The organism is Flavobacterium chungangensis (genome assembly GCF_042654045.1).
Classification (GTDB): Bacteria; Bacteroidota; Bacteroidia; order Flavobacteriales; family Flavobacteriaceae; genus Flavobacterium; species Flavobacterium chungangensis.
The window spans coordinates 50,595-70,950 of the sequence record NZ_JBHSFY010000009.1 but is presented as its reverse complement, the minus strand read 5'-3'; the positions used below and the strand labels follow the sequence as shown (position 1 = coordinate 70,950).

Below are 20,356 nucleotides of genomic sequence, written 5' to 3'. Positions count from 1 at the left end.
TTTCAGATTCTTAGCTTCCTAAAAACCTAATTACTTGTAATCCAAAATGCCTTATTTAAATTTTTTGCAAAGGTAGTTAAAAAAAGTTGCTAAGACGCTAAGATTCTAAGTACCTAAGATTTTATTATTTTTTGTTTCAAGTTTCAAGTGCCAAGTTTTATACCTGACGTTTAACTTGAAACTTGAAACAATTATAAACTATTGATTATATCCGAAACGTTTCAGCATATTGGCATTGCTTCTCCAATTTTTGTTCACTTTTACGACTAGTTCAATGTGAATTTGTTTTCCGAAGAATTTCTCTAAATCGGCGCGAGCATCGGTTCCTACTTTTTTTAAAGCGGCACCTTTATGTCCGATAATAATTCCTTTTTGAGTTTCACGTTCTACCATAATAATCGAACGGATTCTGATGATTTTTTCATCTTCAAAAAATTCTTCTGTTACGATTTCAACCGCGTATGGAATTTCTTTACTGTAGTTCAATAAGATTTTCTCACGAATGGTTTCGTTAACAAAGAAACGTTCTGGTTTGTCTGTTAACTGATCTTTTGGATAATAAGCCGGAGATTCTGGCAATAATTCGATAATTCTTCCGAAAACTTCTGGTACGTTGAAGTTTTGCAAAGCCGAAATTGGGAAAATTTCTGCATTTGGCACTTTTTCTTTCCAGAAAGAAACCTGCTCTTCTAATTGTTCTTGATTGGAATTGTCAATTTTATTTAAAAGTAATAAAACCGGAATTTTGGCATGAATGATTTTATTAAAGAAAGCTTCGTCTTTCAGGTCCTGCTCGCCTATTTCGACCATGTAGATTAAAATGTCTGCATCTTCAAAAGCCGATTTTACGAAGTTCATCATCGATTCCTGCATTTCGTATGCCGGTTTGATGATTCCAGGAGTATCAGACAAAACTAACTGAAAGTCTTCTCCGTTTACGATTCCTAGAATTCTATGACGTGTAGTTTGTGCTTTTGATGTAATGATCGACAATCGTTCTCCAACGAAAGCGTTCATCAATGTTGATTTTCCAACATTTGGATTTCCGATAATATTTACGAAACCTGCTTTATGTGACATTTTTTGCTTTATTTATTTTGCAAAGGTAGTCATATCAACTCAATACAGAAAATAAAACATTTTTTAAAGTTTTCGTTGGATTTCTCAAAAATCGACGTATCTTTGCACCCGAAACATCGCGGGATAGAGCAGTAGGCAGCTCGTCGGGCTCATAACCCGAAGGTCACAGGTTCGAGTCCTGTTCCCGCTACTAAAGTAAAAAACACCACTTATTACAAGTGGTGTTTTTTTTTTTGCTTAAAATCAAAAACCAATTATTTTATGGAATTTTTAAACCTTTTAATTGCAATGTTCTTTGGCATTTATTCTAATCGAAAAGACCTTTCAAAACACATTTTACAATTTTACAATTCTGAATTTGGTAAAACATTTCATAAAGGAATGGTTAATTCACTTTCTTTTCTTTATAATTTAATAGGATTAGGTCTTTTCTTAGATATATGGATTATAAAATTTAACGGTTCTACTAATGGATTATATATTGGTTTAATAGCATTCTCAATATGCGTAGTTTATTCAATTTATTTTAAAGCTTCGCATATTAAAATCTAGTTTTTTTCTCATATAAAACTTTTCTTTTCAATCAAGATTATGTTTTTCACTATATCCTTTAAATTGAACTGAAATTTTACCGCCGATACTACATTGACAAGTAGATTTATCTGTAAGAATTTTATAATTATTAATTGTATCTTTTTCTGCTGTATTCTCCCATTTAATTACAGCAGGATTGCATTGGCTTCTCGTAATACTGCAAGCACTAAAGTTAGGAATATTAGTTTCAGCCTGTTTATCATTTTCTGTAGCAATTAATTTGCTCTCTGCCATGCAAAAATCCTGACTTGTTACTTTTAGTTTGCTGGGTTTTGCTCCTTTATTGCAGATTAGAATTGCTGACTCTGTTATTTTTTCTGGCATGGCTCTTCTTTAAATTCTATTATTTCATTTTGCTGATAATTTATCTTTTTTGTGCCAATCAATTTACCTGATTCTATTTTTAACACATCATAATCTGTAAATCCGTTAATTGATATTGTTCTGCCTTCTTTTTTCCACATATATTTTTTTATTTCAGAAGGAGAGCTATCATAAGTTGACTCCATTTCTTTTGGAGAACATCTATAAATAGTCCTATAAAATACATTAACATATTTTTTTTGAAATTCTAAATAACAGTAATATCTCATTTCACATCCACCGCCGCCTGAATATTCCTTACAAGCAATACCTGTTTGAGCAACAAAAAATTTCCCTCTAATATTTTGCCCTTTCATGATAAAACTAGCAAACAACAAGGCAATAAAAATATTATTCATGAGTTATCTTTATTAATATTTAATTCAATAATCCTTTTGAGGCTTTTTTCTGTACTTCCATATAAATTTTTTATAATTAGGATACTTATTTTTATTTATCACAAAATCAATTACGGCACCGCAAATTCCAATACTACTATCACAATCAGGATCTATTTCATTTCTATAATCATAATAAATAGTATCATTAACTATTTCGGCAAACATATTTTTGGGTTCAGGAATACTACCACAACAATCTCCTCTGAAATAGCCTAAAGTAAAAATTACCGTATCTTGCTTTTCAATCCATTTACCAAATTTTTCTTTATCACTCCATCTATTTTTAGAATTTGCAAAATAATAATCAAAAGAACTTTGGCTGTTTCTTGAATTTTTTGTTTTAAAAGAAACCAAAAAAGCACAAATCAATAGTATTAAAAAAATTAAATTTTTCATCTTTTTTGTGTGTTTGTAAATTACACTTCTTATTTTATTTATTGACTTCATTATTCCTTCCCAGGCCTTTTAAATATATCATCCCAAAAACCTTTGTTTTTATTTTCCTCATAATTTTTATGCCACTCTTCTTCAAAAATTTCCCATTCTTTTTTGGTGTAATTTTTGCCTTTGTAGGTTTTGTAATATGTATTATTCTCTCCTTCTTCTTTCTTAATCTGTTTTATATACTCATTAAGAGGGCTTTTAATTTCACCTTCAGCTATTTTAATTGAATATAAAGTTTTGCCATTATTTCCATCTACCAAATAAAACTCTATTATATTTGAAATAGTTCCTCTATCTATTCCTATTTCATAAATTGGAATGTTTAGATATTCTTTTTCCAGATATCTATTAAAGCGAAAAACAGTCTTAGAATCTTCTAAATCTAGACTATATTCAATTTTAAATTTTTCGATTAGGTTAGAAATTGAAAATTTATAGGGCAGATCTGTATCTATTTCCTTTATTAATTTACCAGTTTCATCATAATATCTCCATTTACCAATTCCGAGTAGCAAATATCTAACACCAAATGATTTTAATAATTTAGTATTTGAATCATATAAGTAATAATATTTATATGGAGTTGTAATATCATTTTTTTCTACTTGAATAGTTCCATTATAATTAATTATTCTAATCCTATCATTTCCTTTTTTTAAAAATTTATCATTCTCTGATTGTGAATAATAAGTATCAATTTCCCAATCTTTGTACGTATTTATATCAAAAGTTTTCATAGAATCTGTTTTTTTTGAATTATTTTTTAATTCTTTTTGACTGCTGCAGCTATTTTGTGTAATTAAAAGAAGTATTATAAATAAATGTTTCATTTTTAAGCAATATTTGAATTAATAATTTGCCATTGCCATCGCCATAATGTAGTTCTTATAGGTGCATAGCTAATAACATTCGTAGTCGTTCTTACATTAAAGGTATACTTTCTAGTTGTTTCTGTTATAGGACTTGAATCTTTATGAGTGTGATTTAAGCCTAAACCATGCACTGCCTCATGTGGCAAGGTTGTAATTCTTCTTCCTAAAAGCATAATTGCATTGCGTACCCCTATATCCTCAACGCAACCAATTGCTGTAGTATAGTTTGCAGTCATTAAAGAACTAAAAATGGTATAATAATTTTCTACTTTATACATCGCATTAGCTGGATCGTTTAGAAATAGATTTCTCATTTCTTGAAACATTGGCTTTATTGTATCGCCCGTACTTAAATTTATCATATTTAAACGATTATATGCATTAATATATAAACCGCCAGGTTTAAAATCAGCATTAGAAGACAAGTCCAAAATATTAATTTTTTCTTCTATAATTATCGGAACTATTAAGGCTTGGTAGAGTGTATTATAAAAATTTATTATTTCAGATGGAATAAAACTTCCAGTAATAACACCTAATCCATCAGAATTAGATTTAACCGCTGACAATACAATTTTTTCTTCTCTTCTAACAGTGCTATCATTTTTAAGTACCACTATCTTCCCTGCTAGTTTTCTTTCCATAAGCTGTTGTGCAGGTGTTTTTGTGGCACTTCCTTTGGGATAAGCATAAATTCTAATTTCTTTATCGCTTGTCAAATCTTTAAGACATTTAATTTTTACAGTGCCATCAGCAGAGTTCACTAGTCCAGTTGTTTTAATCTTATCTTGAAGTGTTATTTTATCAATAGCAAATAACGTATTGTCATAATAAAATTCTAATTTTTCGATTTCTTCCTCGATCTCAACTAATACTTTTAACTCTGCTTCATATTTTGGTTTGTTAACTATCGATGAGGGCATTAAATTTACAAACTCTTCAGAAAACAATGTTAAATAAGGAACGTAATAATCTGAAGATGGTATAATTGCGGGGGCAGGAGCACCAGCAGGCATCGGTTTTCTTGTAATAGTAATATTTTCATATTCGGTTTTTAAATGTGCATAAGCCGTGCCATTAGCTCCAGGTGTATAATCGCTCAAACCATCCCTATATCCCCCATCTATAATACCAGCGTAAGCAGGATCATTTGGGTCTGCCAATCCATTATCATCTTCTCTAAGCCAGTCAAATCCAAATTCTCCATTCCATGAAGAGAGCGGTCTAAAATAAACAACCGCCAACGCTATAGAATCTGTTGGTGATGTGTCCATCGTCTTTGCTGTGTTAGTAAGACTGTTTCCTTCTTTACCATGCATTTTTGCGGTTCCTGTACTGTTTACAACCGCTTCTTTATCTGAATGTAAAAGAGCCTTTTCTTTACCATGCAGTTTAGTTACTTTTGCTTCAATATCTATTTTGTCATTGCTGTTTATAAGTGCTGTACCGCTAAACAGGTTCATAAATCCAGATATTTTCTGCTGCATGGTTTTGCTTAAAATATAAATACGGGTTAAGGCATTGAGCACATAATCGTTTGTAGTAATTTCCGTGCTCTGTGATGCGTTTATAATTAGCCTTTTTACATTGATTTCAAAAATATCTGTGTTTAATTCTATTTTGCGCTTGCCGTCAAATTGTAAAAAGCTTTTTGCAGAGTCCTGCAATAATACGCTTCCTTGAGCATCGTTCATCAATAAAAGATTGTTGCTTCTGGTATGGAGCGCCTTAATATCATTATTTTCTGTACCATACCCGCTTTTTTCTTTTCGGCTGGTCATAGTTCCCACTACAATTGGCAATTCGGCATTATTGCCTTGAAAATCTACAAATACCATATCGCCTACTTCGGGCAGAATATGCCTGCCTCTGCCGTTTCCGCTGTATTCCTGCACTAAGGGAATGTAGGGCGTTGATTCTCCTTTTAATTTCTGCCATGGCATCTGCACTTTTACGGCACTAAGTCCGTCGGGGTCTGCGTTGGCGATAACCACCGCGGTCTGGCTGCCGCAAATAGGTATTAAATCAGGATTTGTTTTAGGCGAAAACACCGAGTCGCTGGTATTTACTGCCTTAAAATGATTCTCATAACCGCCGCCATCGTCACAGGAATGTACAATTTCGGTTACGCGATAAAAGCTTTCATGCTGTTTGTCTACTCCGCTTACTCTAACGTTATTTCCAACCGTAACGCCTGGCACTTCGCTTGATGCGATAATCTCCATCAAACCGTTTAATACAGCACGCATTTTATTCTGTGTATATACTTTACTTGTGCTGCTTCCCTGCCCGTTAACAGCATTTTGATTGAGCTGCATTACCGTTTTTTTACTGTAAACAGCGTTAGACTTATTGATGAAATTTTGATGGAAGCCATCAAGCTCTTTTCGGTAATTTATTGTATTATCTGTACTGTAGCTGCCATCGCGATTGTCATTTTCTACAACGGTAAAGGAAGTAGGCATTAGTTTAATGCTGTACCTAAACTCATGCATATTTACGCCGTAAATCAGGTGCGGCTGGATGACATCTGCAGAATCTCCAAAAATTAAGACTCTGCCGTTATCATAAAAATATTGCCCGTAGCGCATTGCCAAACGGTTTAAAAAAGCAAAACAGCTTTCGTTATATTGTACTGTATATGGGATAATTGCATCATGAAAAGGTCTTATCTGCATATCAATATTGTAGCCCGTTTTTACTCTGCCAACAATATCACTCAGCGTCATTGCTGTAAAGGAGTTAGATTCTGGTGCGTTTTCCAGCAGAAAAGAAGTACTGTATCCTTCTATCAAAAAACTTTCTTCGATATCGTCAATGCAAGATTTTTTCATGCTGACGCCTGCAACTATGCCATAAAACTGCATGACATAATTTTTAGGGTCTGCAAGAATGAGCGGGTCATTAAGCCCATCAATAGGTTTTATCTCAATGCTTATTCTCTCGCCATATAACTGCTGAGAAACAGGCATAATACTCTTAAACTCTTCTACTAAGAAATCCTGTCGCACTTCTAGAGAAAAAGTATGGTGGTCGTGAATTTTCTGCACGACTTTTAAGCTGGTAAAATTGGTGATTACAGTCTGTCCAATTTTTATTGTGGTAATAGTTTGTAAAGCCATGGTACAGCTGGATTAAAGGTTATCTGTTTTCCAATTGCTCTCAAATGTGGTATTGCCAATTTTAACTTCATTCGAAGTAAGCAGAATTTCAGTTGTCATAGGGGAAGCTCCCTCACTCTGAAACTTTTTTCTGAAAGAAATGCAGTAGGCTTTTTTAAAGGCAACATTTTTCATGGTGCTCATAGCATCTCTGCGATAAAAAATAATCTTGCCGTCTTTTACGCTGGTTTTAGAAACCATCCAGTCCGAAAACAAATCGGTTTGTGTGCTTTCTACAACTAATTTGATATGGCCTCCTTTTGTCTTACTTGCCGGTTTGCCATTACTGTCTGTCTGTTGGGTAAAATGGATCTCAAACTCTAAAACATTAAATGTTTCATTGTCTAATTCTAGCTTTGCTAAAAAACTCATATTTATATAGGTATTGATTTAAGCTGTCATGAAATAATATTTCTAACTTTAATCAATAATGAGAAGTGGTATTTAAGTAATAAAAATATTACATTTAAATATATTGCTAATATATAAATTTTTATTAGATTGTAAGAAAAATATTCTTTTTTTTAAAATAATTCTTAATAACAAAAAAAACTTCCGATTGCTCTGAAGCTTTTTTTATTACATATAACTTTTTTGTAAAGTTGCTACCTCAATTCAAAAAAACTCCTCAGAACATGGATAATTTATTTAAAAACAGATATAATATCTGACAAAAAGAATATTTAAAGATATTTTTTTATCTTTGAAATTCAGTCTTTAATCCGAATGGCTTTATCTTTGAGCTTTTGGAAAATCAAAACTTATTATGGAACAGAAAATACATCAGGGAAGAAACGTAAAACGTTTTAGAGAAATGCTTAACATAAAGCAGGAAGCACTGGCTTATGATCTGGGAGAAGATTGGAATCAAAAGAAAATCTCTTTATTGGAACAGAAAGATGTAATTGAAGATAATATACTTAGACAAATTTCTACAGTATTAAAAATTCCTGTCGAAGCTTTTCAAAACTTTGATGAAGAACAGGCTGTAAATATTATTTCCAATACGTTTAATATTGAAAAAGATGCTTATATCGGAAATGCTAAACCTGTATTCAATATCAATCCATTGGACGAATTAAAAAAACTACACGACGAAAAAATTGCCTTATATGAGCGCATGCTGAAAGAGAAAGATGAAATGATGGCAAGGCTTGAAAAGTTAATCAACAAATAAAGCATATATTAATTTAAATATAGATACCACAGTTATAATAAAAAAGCTTCAGATTTCTCTGAAGCTTTTTTATTTTTATCACTATCATTAAATCCCTCTTTGTCTAGTCCTGTTACGTTCACGAGCGAGACGCTCGCACCAACATGTAGCAATTTTTATTTCGTCCGTTTTGCCTCGATCTTTTTTCCATTCTGTAATAAAAACAAATTTGAAATTTCTCCTTTTTCGTTCTTTTCAAACTGAATTTGTGCATCTACTACTTTATAGAAAAATAACATTTCACTTTCTACAAATATTCGGAACGCATCTTGTCCTGTCAATTGTGAAAATAGCTGGTCTTTATCTAATGAAATTTTGATTTCATACTCATTTTCAACTGCATAAGTCCCAACAAACTTTTGAAGTTCTTCAGTAGTAATACTAATTTCTTTTCTGATTTTTTGCACAGGCAATGGTTTATTATACAGAATACTTCTAATTGCTTTAGAAGGAATTGTAACGTTACTGTGATTTTGAAGTATTATTATTGTTTTATCATTTGTAATATGTCTATCGATAAAAGTTACATAACCTGGCCAACCCCCATCATGGTTTGCAATTTTTCCAAAATCAGCATTTTCTTCAATTCCCCAACCAAAACCATAATTCCTTTTAGCTCCGTCTTTCAAAGTTGCTAATTCAAAAACTGCTTTCATATCCTCTTTTGTGAGTAATTTATTGGTGTATAATGCTCTATCCCAAATCAATAAATCGTTTACAGTTGAATTAACTCCTCCATCTCCAACAACACCATCAAGCCAAATAACAATTTTAGTTTCTTCCAATTCGTCTGGTAAAACATATTTTTTCAAACTATCTGAGTAAACATAACCAAAAGTATAATTGTCAATTTTCTTTGGCGATAATCTACGATTGTACGCAAAGGTATTTTTCATTTTCAACGGTTGGAAAATAGCCTTGTTTAGATAGTCAGCGTATGTCATTCCCGATGCTTTCTCAATTATTGATGCCAATAGTGCATAGCCCGTATTGCTATATTCCCATTTAGTATTTGGCTCAAATAATATTTTGGGTTGATGTTTACTAAATATATTAATTATGTCTTTGTTAGTGGCAATTTTAGATTTGTCAAATAAACTATCCATAAGCTGCATGTAGTCTGGCAGACCTCCAGTATGATTCAATAAGTTTTTTACCGTTACACCTTTATAAAAAGAAAGTTCGGGTAAGTATTTTGTGATGTCATCGTCCAAATTCAACTTCCCTTTTTCTTTAAGTATCATTATTCCCATAGCTGTGAACTGCTTTGAACAAGATGCCAATTCAAAAATCGAATTTTCGTTCAATTTTTCTTTTGTTGTTTCATTTGCTAGTCCAAAACTACGGCTATAAATAACTTTCCCTTTTTCTGCAATTAGAACATTTCCATTGATTTTCTCTTTTGAATAAAGAGAATTGAGTAAACTGTCGATTTTTTGAATTCGGTCTTGTCCAAATGTAAGATGTGCAATTAAAAGAAGTCCAATTGTAATTGTTAATTTCATTTTTTTATTTCTGGTTAATTACTGTAGGTGAGATGGCTCGCAAAATTGCCACCAATTTATTTATATGTGTGACAAAACCACACAAAGTCATCCAAATTTGGGTAGTTATGTATGATAAATTTCATACATTATTTATCTTTCAAATATATATTTTTTTAACTGCAAATTGTTAAAAAGACAGTAAATTTGATTGATGCTTTTTAGCACTTATAGGAGTGGCTATGCAAACAAAAAGTATAGAAAAAAAACTCACCTGCTAAAATATTGTAATAATACCAGATAATCTGATTAGATATTTGAATGCTTCCTGCTACTAATGAAAAAAGCTATTTTTATCCTTCTTTATTTAACACAAAAAAACCTTGTAATAAAATTGTTTTGATTTTAGAAATTAAACACTAAATTAGCTATATATCATACTCGCCTTTAAACACTTGCCTATTTCTTCTTAATAAGAAACCAAAACATAATCTTGTTGCGTTTAATGCTTATAGAAAAACAAAACAATGCCGGGTTAATTACATTTATAGACACCGAAATCGAATCGGTTAAAGGTAAAATTCTTGATATAGGTGCAATTAAAGAAGACGGCAATCGCTTTCATAGTGCTTCTTTAGGAGAATTTATTCTGTTCCTAAAAGGGAGCGAATATATTTGTGGGCATAACATTTTAAATCATGATATTAAATACATAGGGAAAACAATTAGTGATGCTGGCATTAATCCTTTAAACATCATTGACACTCTACATCTGTCCCCTTTATTATTTCCAACAAAACCTTACCATTCATTAGTAAAGGACGATAAACTTCAGACAGAAGAACTAAACAATCCTTTAAACGATTCTATTAAAGCGCAAAATTTGTTCAATAGTGAAGTTGCAGCTTTTTGGCAAATTGACGAAACACTCAAAGAAATATTTTATTCTCTCTTAAACCGCACAAAAGAGTTTGGAGCTTTCTTTCAGTTTATAAATTACATGAAATTTAACTCTGACACAGAAGCACAGATTAGATTAAAGTTTCATAACGAAATTTGTGAACATTCAGATTTAACCAAAATAATATCTGAATATCCGATTGAATTGGCGTATTGCCTTTCACTTATTCATTCATTTATAATCCATAAAAATGTTCACTCCATTACTCCTCCTTGGGTTCTTAAAAACTATCCAGAGGTGGAACGCATTATGTTATTACTACGTGGCAGACCTTGTATAACAGGATGCTGCTATTGCAATAATGCTCTAGACATTCACAAAGGACTAAAAAAATTCTTTGGCTTTGATTCCTACCGCACCTATGGCGGAGAACCACTTCAGGAGAAAGCTGTTAAAGCAGCAATTAATAACAAATCGGTATTGGCTGTTTTTCCAACGGGCGGAGGAAAATCTATTACATTTCAAGTTCCTGCGCTTATGAGTGCCGAAAACACTAAAGGTTTAACTGTTGTAATTTCTCCTCTCCAATCGTTAATGAAAGATCAGGTAGACAATCTTGAAAAAAATGGAATAACTGAGGCGGTTACTATTAACGGATTATTGGATCCGATAGAAAGAGCGAAATCATTTGAAAGAATTGAAAATGGATCTGCTTCAATCTTATATATATCACCTGAATCGTTGCGATCAAAAACTATCGAAAAACTAATTTTAGGCAGGAAAGTAGCGCGTTTTGTAATTGATGAAGCCCACTGTTTTTCGTCATGGGGACAAGATTTCAGAGTCGACTACCTTTACATTGGCGATTTTATAAAATTAATACAGGAATATAAAAATCTTGAAGAAAGCATACCAGTATCCTGCTTTACCGCAACGGCCAAACAGAAGGTAATTGAAGATATCCGAAATTATTTTATCGAAAAACTTTCATTGGATCTTGAAGTATTCACTTCCAAAGCGTCAAGGACTAATCTTCAGTATAGGGTTTTTAAAAAGCAAAATGAAGAAGAAAAATATTTGTCTGTTAGAGATTTAATTGAGAAGAAAAACTGCCCAACAATTATCTATGTATCCCGAACACTCAAAGCCTATAAACTTTCCGAGCAACTAGTAAAAGATGGTTTTAATGCAAAACCATACCATGGGAAAATGGATAAAAACGAGAAGACCGAGAACCAAAATACTTTTTTAAATGGCGAAACACAAATCATGGTGGCCACTTCTGCATTTGGCATGGGAGTAGATAAAAAGGATGTTGGCTTAGTTATTCATTATGAAATTTCAGATTCCCTGGAGAACTATGTTCAAGAAGCTGGACGAGCAGGTCGAGATGAAAATATTTCGGGCGATTGTTTTGTGTTGTTTAATGAAGAAGACCTTAGTAAGCACTTCATTCTTCTTAATCAGACTAAACTTTCTATAAAAGAAATTCAGCAGGTATGGAAAGCAATAAAAGACATTACTAGGTTCCCATCTAAAGTATCTAATTCTGCATTGGAAATTGCCCGTAAAGCAGGTTGGGATGATAACGTTGCAGAAATAGAAACACGGGTAACCACAGCTATAGCAGCCTTAGAAGATGCAGGATATTTAAAACGTGGACAGAATATGCCAAGGGTCTTCGCTAATGGTATTTTATCTAAAAATGCCGAAGAAGCTATTAGCAAAATAAATAGTTCCAAAAAGTTTGATGAAGAACAAAAAAAGCAAGGTATTCGTATTATAAAAAAACTCTTTTCAAGTAAAAGCAGAAAACAAGCTAATGATGAAAATCCTGAATCAAGAGTAGATTACATTAGTGATCATTTGGGTATCATAAAAGAAGAAGTAATTACTATAATAAACTTGTTCCGTGAGGAAAACATCCTTGCCGATTCTAAGGATCTGACTGCATTTATAAAAAACACTGATAATAAAAACCGTTCTCTTTCTATTGTAGAACTATATGGTAAAATTGAAAACTTTTTACTGCAAGTTTTCAAAGAAGAAGAAAGTGTTTTTCACTTAAAAGAATTAAACGAAGATGCTGAAAATTATGGATGTCAAGATGTAAACACCAGTAAACTAAAAACGATAATTAATTTTTGGTCTATTAAAAGTTGGATTAAAAGAAAGAACTTAGACCACTCTAAAAACCATATTGCCATATTCTGCCTTCAAAGTAAAGAGCTATTAAAAAATAAGCTCGAAAGGCGTCATGAACTTGCAACATTTATCATTGAATTCTTTTATAATAAAACCATCACAGAAACGATAAAAGGGCAGTTAGATAAAGATGAAATTTTGGTGGAGTTTTCGGTACACGAATTAAAGTTTGCTTATGAAAATAGTGCCAACCTTTTCAAAATAGAAATAAGCATTGATGATATTGAAGATACATTATTCTATCTCTCTCGAATTGAAGCAATAAAAATAGAAGGTGGTTTTCTTGTCATTTATAATGGTTTAGCTATTGAGCGAACTGAACAAGATAATAAAAAACGATATACGAAAGACGATTACCAAAAGCTCAGCCAATTTTACGAAAACAAAGTCCAGCAAATTCATATAGTGGGCGAATATGCCCAAAGAATGATTGAAGATTACAAAAATGCACTTCAGTTTGTAGAAGACTATTTCCAGCTTAATTACAGTTCTTTCTTAAACAAATATTTTAAAGGTAGTGAGAGACAAAACGAGATTAAGCGAAATGTTACTCCTGCAAAATTCAGACAGTTATTTGGAGAACTATCGCCAACACAATTAAAAATTATAAAAGACAATGAAACACAGCATATAGTTGTTGCTGCTGGTCCTGGCAGCGGAAAAACAAAAGTTTTAGTCCATAAACTGGCTTCGCTATTGTTAATGGAAGATGTGAAACATGAGCAGTTATTGATGTTAACATTTTCAAGAGCAGCTGCTACTGAATTTAAAAAGCGTCTTCTAAAGTTAATTGGTAACGCTGCCAACTTTATTGAAATTAAGACATTTCATTCTTACTGTTTTGATCTTTTAGGCAAGGTTGGCACGTTAGAAAAATCTACGGATATTTTAAAAAGTACAGTTGAAAGAATTAAGAATGGGGATGTTGAGGCTAATAAAATCACTAAAACTGTTTTAGTAATCGACGAAGCCCAAGATATGAATGCAGATGAATTTGCCCTTATAAATGTATTATTGGAACAGAATGAGGGAATGAGGGTCATAGCCGTGGGAGACGATGACCAAAATATTTATGAATTTAGAGGTGCGAGTTCTAAATATTTGGAACAGTTTATCTATGACAACAATGCAATAAAACATGAATTAATCGAAAATTATCGTAGTAAAAGTAATTTGATTTCATTTTCGAATCAATTTGTGCAACAGATTCAACACCGCCTAAAAGAAACACCAATTATAGCGAATCAAATTGATAATGGAAAAATCAAAATTATTAATTACCAAAGCAACAATCTGATTACGCCTCTCGTAACGGATGTTGTTAACGCAGACCTTTCTGGAACTACGTGTATAATAACAAAAACTAACGAGGAAGCTATAAAAGTTGCTGGACTTCTTTTAAAAAATGGTGTTGTGGCAAAACTAATACAATCTAATGATGGTTTTAATTTATATAATCTTGTTGAGGTTAGATTTTTATTGAATAAAATAGATTCTGGCCCTAATATTTACACAATTAGTGATGAAATTTGGGATAATGCCAAAATAGAGCTAAAGAATACTTTCAATAAAAGCAGTAAACTAGAGATTTGCGAGAATATTATCAAAGATTTTGAAACCACTAATCCTAGTAGAAAATATAAATCTGACTTAGAGGTTTTAATTCGTGAATCTAAGTTGGAGGATTTTTATAATGAAAATGGCGAAACAATTTTTGTATCGACCATTCATAAAGCTAAAGGAAAAGAATTTGATAATGTATTCCTTTTACTAGAGAATTTTAACATAACTGCAGATGAAGCCAAGCGACAATTATACGTAGCAATGACTAGGACTAAATGCAATTTAAATATTCACCTAAATGCAAACTATCTTAATCATCTTTCTGCAGAAAACCTTGAACAAATAAACGATTTTGAAATCTATACCTCACCTGATAAAATTGCTATACATGCCACTTTCAAAGATATCTGGTTAGACTACTTTATTAACAGACAGACCTTAATTTCACAACTAGTCTGTGGAGAAACGCTATATGTTGAAGGTAATGAATGTTTAAACTCAAGTGGTCAATCTGTACTGAAATTCTCAAAGCAATTCATTGAGAAAATTGAGATAATGAAATCAAAAAACTATGAACTAAAAAGTGCAAACGTGAATTTCATATTATATTGGGTTAAAGAAGAAACTTCTCAGGAAATCAAAATAGTTTTACCAGAGCTTTATTTTGAGAGTATAAGGCATAGTAAAAGTTAGCTATTTGTCCCTATATTTCTCATTGCAATACGAAACCTATTTCGTCTTCATATTCTTAAGTGTTTTCATATAAACAAATTGCCTGATTTCACAAAAAGAATTAAGATGCAGATGCGCTAATTTTATAATCATCCAATTATAAAGCTATTTTCCATTAAGGATATTACCTAAAACTATTGTAATAACTGTTGCCCGTAATTTTATTTGTCTTTTGCGATTCTAAATCCAAATCCATCGTTTCGTGTGTCTTTTGGAGATTGGTATCTCACTTCCGGCATGTGAATTCCGTATTCTAATGGTTTTCCATCTGCACTTTGGGTTTCGTAAAACCAACTTACACCTTTCGAGATTTTATATGATCCTTCTCCTTCTGGTGGTCCTTGAGGATTGTGTTTGCTTACTAAGCTATCCTTTTCAGGATTGTACCAATCAGAAACCCATTCCCCAACATTCCCAGTCATATCATAAATTCCTAGTTCATTAGGTTTAAGAAGTCCCACTTTATGAAAAATACTATCTGAGTTTTCTTTTACCCAACCAATTTCAATTGGATTATTACTGCCGCTATATTTGTAGTTTTTAGTTTTCTTTCCACCTTTTGCAGCGTACTCCCACTCTGCTTCTGTTGGTAATCTTCCTCCTGCCCATTTTGCATAATCATTTGCTTCATCCCAAGTGGCAAGCATCGGATTTTCGTCTATCCATTTATAATATACTTTTACTCCATGTGCATTTTCTATAGGTGCGTCTGGCATTTTTCTTCCCGTTTTTTCACAAAACTCCCTAAACTGCTTAACCGTTATTTCATATTTACTTATATAAAAATTATCTAGTTCAACCATTCGGTGCGGACTCGTAAAACCATTTATGGTGTCTCCTTTGGGGCTAATGACCATTTGGTTTTTGCCTTGTTCAAAAGTGCCACCCTCTACGAAAATCCAGTCAGCATTATCCTCTTTACAGGAAGTAAACACCAAAAGTCCAAGAAAGATTATAAGTAATTGTGTTTTCATATGGTTTCCTTAAAATTACTGTCACTATATCTGACAACTACACAAATCTATCCAAATTTAGATAATACTACAATACTTTAAAGAAACAAAACTCCATGCTACAAAGGCAAAATCTCTTAAAAAAATCCTAAACTTTTTTGCCTTTTCCAAATAAAATTTTTCCAATAAACCTCCCTGTCACCCTAGACCAAAATCTTATAATTCTTTCATAATTTTAGTTAATCATTTCTTAATCTGCTAAGAAAACAATTTGCATTACTATAAATTCGTCCTGTCATTTAATATGAAATTAGCTATATTTTAAAAAATAGCGTCATTCGAATTACAATCCAAAAACAAAACTTAAAAACAACTAAATACCAAAACGTGATTTATACCACACTTTTAAATATTGCGGTTTTTCAGGGAATAGTTTTAGGCTTTATTATTTTAAAGTCTTCCATTTTCAATAGTAATTCAAATAAATATCTGGCAGGTTTGCTTTTTACACTTTCCATTATTTTACTGAATCATGTTTTTGAGGTTGAAGATGCATTTACCCCATATCCTTTCCTTCGCTTTATTGATCATATCGAATGGACATTTCTAATACCCGCTTTTATATTCCTGTTTATTATAAACCGAATTGATGATTCTGTAAAAAGCAAGCAAAAATCTTATTTGTATTTTATACCCTTTGCGTATACCGCTATCCTTAATATTGCGTGCGACCTGGATCGTATTGCAGGACTTTATACTATTCCAGAATCCGGCTCTGGCCTGCTCAAAATACTTGGTCTGATTCATCTTGTGTTAGCCATTACATTCATGCCTTTTTTGCTGTGTTACTCTTATTTTATGCTAAGACATTTAAAAGATCCTCAGGAGAAAAATTGGATCTTTATCCTATTAACAATTGTTTCTTCATCATTATTCGCTTTTCTTATTATTGCCCTAGCCAACAAGATTTTTCCATTTGACCTTTCTGCAACGATGAGCATCTTGGCTTTTTTTGCCACATTCATAATTCATTGGACTGCTTATATCGGTATTTACAAATACAAACTGGCCAAAGACCATGAAGCAGTTTACAATTTTTTAAACAGAGATTTAGCCATTTCGCCCGCCCATCTTCAAATTATAGAAAATGACACTCGAGAAGAATATAGCGAATCTATCACGGCAGATAATCTTTACTTTCAAGAACTAGAACTTTTTTGCAAGGAACAACACATTTATACTGACAGTACATTAAACAGAGAAAAAGTTGCCGAAAAATTAGGTATAAGCCCAGGATATGTTTCTCTAATTGTAAACACAATAACAGAAGATAACTTTGCCAACTACATCAACAAATATCGGGTTGAAGCGGTTAAGGAAATGATTTCAAATTCTGAATATGAAAACTATAATTTGCTTGCAATGGGTCTAGAATCTGGCTTTACATCCAAAACCACTTTTTATAAAGCTTTTAAAAAAGTTACTGGCCAAACACCAAATGAATATAAAAACAACCTCAAATAAGTACCAATTTATCCACTTTTAAGCTTTTGAAACCTCATCTAATTTTGCTTTTTTGAATTTTGGCTTCAAATAATTCAAATCAATTTTTATGAAAAAAATTTTATTGCTAGCTGTTTTTACAGTTTTAGGATTTGCAAATGTTAATGCCCAAGAAATTAAATTTGGAGGTAAAGCGGGTTTAAACTTTGCAACTATCAGTGAAGATAATACCGAAAATGCTGATTTTGTAACATCGTATAACATTGGTGTTATGTCAGAAATTCCAATTTCTGAAAAATTTTCTTTTCAACCCGAAATAATGTATTCTCGTCAAGGATATAGTTTTAATAATGATGTTGTTGCTATGAATTACCTGAACATTCCTTTAATGGGAAAATACTATGTGACAAAAGGATTGAGTCTTGAAGCTGGACCGCAAATAGGTTTTTTACTTTCTGCTAAAAATGAAAAAACAGATGTAAAAGATTCCTTCAATACTTTTGATTTTGGCGTTAATTTTGGCTTAGGCTACAAACTAGAAAATGGACTAAATTTTGGCGTAAGATATAATTTGGGTCTAACTAATATTAATAATTTGGAGAACTCGTCTGATAAAAATAAAAACGGAGTATTTCAAGTATCTGTTGGTTACTTCTTTTTATAAAACATCATAATCTTAAAAAAGACACCGCTTTCGAGTGGTGTCTTTTTTGTTTATTAAAGTCAGAAAAGCAAAAAATGCATTCTAATAATACTTCGTAAATATCTCTGGATTTGTTATTAACTATCAAATATAATCTCGTAAATAAGTGCCAATTTATCCAATTTCGAGTTTTTGAAACCCTTCCTAATTTTTCTTATATGATTTTTGGAATCAAATAATTCAAATCTCTTTTTATGAAAAAAAACTATTTACTCCTTATCATTTTGTTTGCTTTTTATTCGGTAAATGCCCAAAATGAAATCGATCCTTATCAGAAAAATAATGAAATCAAATTAAATGCAATTGCTCCTCTATGGCAATCTTTTCAGACCACTTACGAAAGACATTTAAATCATAATTCATCATTAGGACTTTCTTTTTATTATGTGTTTGATAATACAAAAAATGAAAAGGATTTAAATTATGCAATATCTCCATACTACAGAAGATATTTTGGTGAAAAATACGCGTCGGGCTGGTTTGTTGAAGGATTTGGAATGCTGGCTTCAACAGATGGCAAAAAAATATACGCTTCAGAAGATCACTCGATATATACCGAGAATCCCGACGTTATTAATTTTGCTCTCGGTGCTGGCGGAGGCTGGAAATGGGTCAGTAAAAGCGGATTTCTTTTTGAAGCAAATCTTGGCTATGGCGGTATATTAATCAATGCTGATAAAACAGATCATACTATTGTTGCAAAATTTGGCTTGAGTGCTGGATATCGGTTTTAATAAAATATAAACCTACTAAAAGCTTCGGAGAAATCTGAAGCTTTTTTTATAAATATACTTTATCTATATAAAACCCGTTATTTCTTTACAATAATTTAATATCATGTTTTCTTAATAACTGATTTTATATTATTAAATGTTTTCTTAAATTTGCAATTCCGTAATGAAACGATTAGTTTTTATTCCAAAATTGTGATTTTCATATCAATACCACAAAAACAACTTTAAAATTTCTTAAAAACAAATTATATTATAATTACAATTCAATACAATGCAAAACAAACACAACCCCAAATTCTTATTTTTTGCCGTTTTAGCCTTATTTTTTTCTGTCAATTTATTTTCTCAAAAAAGTGTTTACGCTGGAATCGAAATTGGACGTAGAGCCATAAAAGTTTCTGTAATTGATGTAAATAACATCAGAAAAGCTGATTACAAAATTCTTTCTTTCTGGACAGAAAGAATTCCGTTTGCTGACCATATTACCGCTAACGGTGAACTTACACAAGAAGATATCACTAGAACTAGTGTTATCGTTACTAACCAATTGCAAAGAATTAAAGCTGAAAACAAAATTCTTGAGGAAAACATTTTTGTTGTAGCGGCTCCTGTTTTTGCTTCTGCACGTAACTTAGATGTTTTAAAAAATAAAATTGCGATTTTAACTGGAAAACAATTAGAAGTATTAGATGTTAACGAAGAAGCAAAAACACTTGTAAAAGGTGCTATACCGCCTGTTGACTTTGCTAATGCTTTCCTTCTAGATATTGGTGCTCAAACTACAAAAGGAGGTTATATTGACGAACTTAAAGACGGTAAATTAGAATTTATTCCTTTAGAGCTTAGTTTTGGTACAATGACACTTACTGATGCTGTAGAAAAAACGGTAGTAAACAAAAGTCAGGTAAACGATATGTCTACTTACCAAGAGAAATCTTTTGATTATAATGTAATTCTACGTAAAAAGACAAAAGAATTATTTGATGCGAATCCTCCTTTGGCTAAAAAGGATAAATTATACTTATCTGGTGGCGCTGTTTGGGCGTTTTCAACTCTTTTCTATGACGAAAATGTGAATAAAGAGCATTATGTTGCCTTAACTCTTCAAGATGTTATCGATTATGATGCTATTCTTAAAAACAACTTTAACAAGTTTACTAATCTTGCCAAAACAAATAAAGAAGCTGCGAGAGTTTTAAGCACTTACGACCAAAAATACTTGATTTCGGCAAACAACATCCTTGTAACTTGTCTTGAAAGTATTCCAGACTATGCAACAAAGAAAATTTTCTTTGTAAAAGAAGGACAGGTAATCTGGTTAATCTCTTATATTGCAGATCGTTCTAAAAAAATAAATACTAATTTCTAAAAAGTATTTTTTTCAATATTATAAAGCCTCAGAGAAATCTGAGGCTTTTTTTATTGCTTCTCATTTCAATTTAAAACA

General features: G+C 31.8%; 16 protein-coding genes and 1 tRNA gene. 8 read left to right on the top strand and 9 right to left on the bottom strand.

All coding sequences use genetic code 11. The features are described from left to right. Positions 1–198: 198 nt before the first annotated feature. Positions 199–1,080 carry a GTPase Era gene (gene era / locus ACFO3N_RS15290; RefSeq protein ID WP_250833917.1) on the bottom strand — a complete coding sequence of 294 codons (882 nt, stop codon included), beginning with the start codon at positions 1,078–1,080 and terminating at the stop codon, positions 199–201. Between the two features lie 117 nt (positions 1,081–1,197). Here era and ACFO3N_RS15285 point away from each other — a divergent pair. After that, positions 1,198–1,270, top strand: a tRNA-Met gene (locus ACFO3N_RS15285). A 71-nt stretch (positions 1,271–1,341) separates the two neighbouring features. Then, entirely contained in the window at positions 1,342–1,632 is a 291-nt protein-coding gene (locus ACFO3N_RS15280; protein ID WP_379799044.1) for a hypothetical protein, read from the top strand. A gap of 27 nt (positions 1,633–1,659) precedes the next feature. Here the strand turns inward: ACFO3N_RS15280 and ACFO3N_RS15275 are convergent, their stop codons facing one another. The 6 genes from ACFO3N_RS15275 to tssD are packed head-to-tail and all read right to left on the bottom strand — an operon-like array spanning position 1,660 to position 7,287. After that, complete coding sequence (locus tag ACFO3N_RS15275) at positions 1,660–1,998, bottom strand: DUF4280 domain-containing protein (protein ID WP_095928705.1); 339 nt, start codon at positions 1,996–1,998, stop codon at positions 1,660–1,662. After that, positions 1,983–2,396 (bottom strand): hypothetical protein, encoded by a 414-nt coding sequence (locus ACFO3N_RS15270; RefSeq protein WP_379799042.1) that lies wholly within the window; start codon positions 2,394–2,396, stop codon positions 1,983–1,985. The genes ACFO3N_RS15275 and ACFO3N_RS15270 overlap by 16 nt, the downstream gene beginning before the upstream one ends. 24 nt (positions 2,397–2,420) lie before the next feature. Then, positions 2,421–2,834: a hypothetical protein gene (locus ACFO3N_RS15265; protein WP_095928812.1), complete on the bottom strand. Its 414-nt coding sequence runs from the start codon at positions 2,832–2,834 to the stop codon at positions 2,421–2,423. Between the two features lie 50 nt (positions 2,835–2,884). Beyond that, positions 2,885–3,712, bottom strand: a complete 828-nt coding sequence (locus ACFO3N_RS15260) for a hypothetical protein (RefSeq protein ID WP_379799040.1) — start codon at positions 3,710–3,712, stop codon at positions 2,885–2,887. A 2-nt stretch (positions 3,713–3,714) separates the two neighbouring features. Continuing rightward, the gene (locus tag ACFO3N_RS15255; protein WP_379799038.1) at positions 3,715–6,876 is read right to left on the bottom strand and encodes a phage baseplate assembly protein V; all 3,162 of its coding nucleotides are present in this window, start codon (positions 6,874–6,876) and stop codon (positions 3,715–3,717) included. 12 nt (positions 6,877–6,888) lie between these two features. Next, complete coding sequence (gene tssD, locus ACFO3N_RS15250) at positions 6,889–7,287, bottom strand: type VI secretion system tube protein TssD (RefSeq protein ID WP_379799036.1); 399 nt, start codon at positions 7,285–7,287, stop codon at positions 6,889–6,891. 394 nt (positions 7,288–7,681) lie between these two features. On the opposite strand from tssD, the gene ACFO3N_RS15245 reads away from it, so the two are divergent. After that, positions 7,682–8,092, top strand: a complete 411-nt coding sequence (locus tag ACFO3N_RS15245; protein WP_379799034.1) for an XRE family transcriptional regulator — start codon at positions 7,682–7,684, stop codon at positions 8,090–8,092. Positions 8,093–8,247: 155 nt separating this feature from the next. Here the strand turns inward: ACFO3N_RS15245 and ACFO3N_RS15240 are convergent, their stop codons facing one another. Next, entirely contained in the window at positions 8,248–9,636 is a 1,389-nt protein-coding gene (locus ACFO3N_RS15240) for a serine hydrolase (protein ID WP_379799032.1), read from the bottom strand. Positions 9,637–10,120: 484 nt separating this feature from the next. Here ACFO3N_RS15240 and ACFO3N_RS15235 point away from each other — a divergent pair, with 484 nt between their 5' ends. Then, positions 10,121–14,977, top strand: a complete 4,857-nt coding sequence (locus tag ACFO3N_RS15235) for a RecQ family ATP-dependent DNA helicase (RefSeq protein ID WP_379799029.1) — start codon at positions 10,121–10,123, stop codon at positions 14,975–14,977. 200 nt (positions 14,978–15,177) lie between these two features. Here the strand turns inward: ACFO3N_RS15235 and ACFO3N_RS15230 are convergent, their stop codons facing one another. Beyond that, a complete protein-coding gene (locus ACFO3N_RS15230; protein ID WP_379799027.1) occupies positions 15,178–15,990 on the bottom strand; it encodes a formylglycine-generating enzyme family protein in 813 nt (270 codons plus the stop codon). Between the two features lie 366 nt (positions 15,991–16,356). Between ACFO3N_RS15230 and ACFO3N_RS15225 the strand changes: the two genes are divergently transcribed. From ACFO3N_RS15225 to ACFO3N_RS15210, 4 genes are all read left to right on the top strand, one after another. Beyond that, complete coding sequence (locus ACFO3N_RS15225) at positions 16,357–17,493, top strand: helix-turn-helix domain-containing protein (protein ID WP_379799025.1); 1,137 nt, start codon at positions 16,357–16,359, stop codon at positions 17,491–17,493. A gap of 88 nt (positions 17,494–17,581) precedes the next feature. Further along, positions 17,582–18,136 carry a porin family protein gene (locus ACFO3N_RS15220; protein WP_379799023.1) on the top strand — a complete coding sequence of 185 codons (555 nt, stop codon included), beginning with the start codon at positions 17,582–17,584 and terminating at the stop codon, positions 18,134–18,136. Positions 18,137–18,369: 233 nt separating this feature from the next. Beyond that, positions 18,370–18,909, top strand: coding sequence for a DUF3575 domain-containing protein (locus ACFO3N_RS15215; RefSeq protein ID WP_379799021.1), 540 nt, complete (start codon positions 18,370–18,372; stop codon positions 18,907–18,909). Positions 18,910–19,180: 271 nt separating this feature from the next. Then, a complete protein-coding gene (locus tag ACFO3N_RS15210; protein ID WP_379799018.1) occupies positions 19,181–20,278 on the top strand; it encodes an exopolyphosphatase in 1,098 nt (365 codons plus the stop codon). Positions 20,279–20,356: the final 78 nt, after the last annotated feature.

Excerpts from the sequence above, each read along its gene's own strand:
- era (WP_250833917.1), bottom strand. The coding sequence starts at position 1,080 with ATGTCACATAAAGCAGGTTTCGTAAATATTATCGGAAATCCAAATGTT.
- ACFO3N_RS15280 (WP_379799044.1), top strand. The coding sequence starts at position 1,342 with ATGGAATTTTTAAACCTTTTAATTGCAATGTTCTTTGGCATTTATTCT.
- ACFO3N_RS15275 (WP_095928705.1), bottom strand. The coding sequence starts at position 1,998 with ATGCCAGAAAAAATAACAGAGTCAGCAATTCTAATCTGCAATAAAGGA.
- ACFO3N_RS15270 (WP_379799042.1), bottom strand. The coding sequence starts at position 2,396 with ATGAATAATATTTTTATTGCCTTGTTGTTTGCTAGTTTTATCATGAAA.
- ACFO3N_RS15265 (WP_095928812.1), bottom strand. The coding sequence starts at position 2,834 with ATGAAAAATTTAATTTTTTTAATACTATTGATTTGTGCTTTTTTGGTT.
- ACFO3N_RS15260 (WP_379799040.1), bottom strand. The coding sequence starts at position 3,712 with ATGAAACATTTATTTATAATACTTCTTTTAATTACACAAAATAGCTGC.
- ACFO3N_RS15255 (WP_379799038.1), bottom strand. The coding sequence starts at position 6,876 with ATGGCTTTACAAACTATTACCACAATAAAAATTGGACAGACTGTAATC.
- tssD (WP_379799036.1), bottom strand. The coding sequence starts at position 7,287 with ATGAGTTTTTTAGCAAAGCTAGAATTAGACAATGAAACATTTAATGTT.
- ACFO3N_RS15245 (WP_379799034.1), top strand. The coding sequence starts at position 7,682 with ATGGAACAGAAAATACATCAGGGAAGAAACGTAAAACGTTTTAGAGAA.
- ACFO3N_RS15240 (WP_379799032.1), bottom strand. The coding sequence starts at position 9,636 with ATGAAATTAACAATTACAATTGGACTTCTTTTAATTGCACATCTTACA.
- ACFO3N_RS15235 (WP_379799029.1), top strand. The coding sequence starts at position 10,121 with ATGCTTATAGAAAAACAAAACAATGCCGGGTTAATTACATTTATAGAC.
- ACFO3N_RS15230 (WP_379799027.1), bottom strand. The coding sequence starts at position 15,990 with ATGAAAACACAATTACTTATAATCTTTCTTGGACTTTTGGTGTTTACT.
- ACFO3N_RS15220 (WP_379799023.1), top strand. The coding sequence starts at position 17,582 with ATGAAAAAAATTTTATTGCTAGCTGTTTTTACAGTTTTAGGATTTGCA.
- ACFO3N_RS15215 (WP_379799021.1), top strand. The coding sequence starts at position 18,370 with ATGAAAAAAAACTATTTACTCCTTATCATTTTGTTTGCTTTTTATTCG.
- ACFO3N_RS15210 (WP_379799018.1), top strand. The coding sequence starts at position 19,181 with ATGCAAAACAAACACAACCCCAAATTCTTATTTTTTGCCGTTTTAGCC.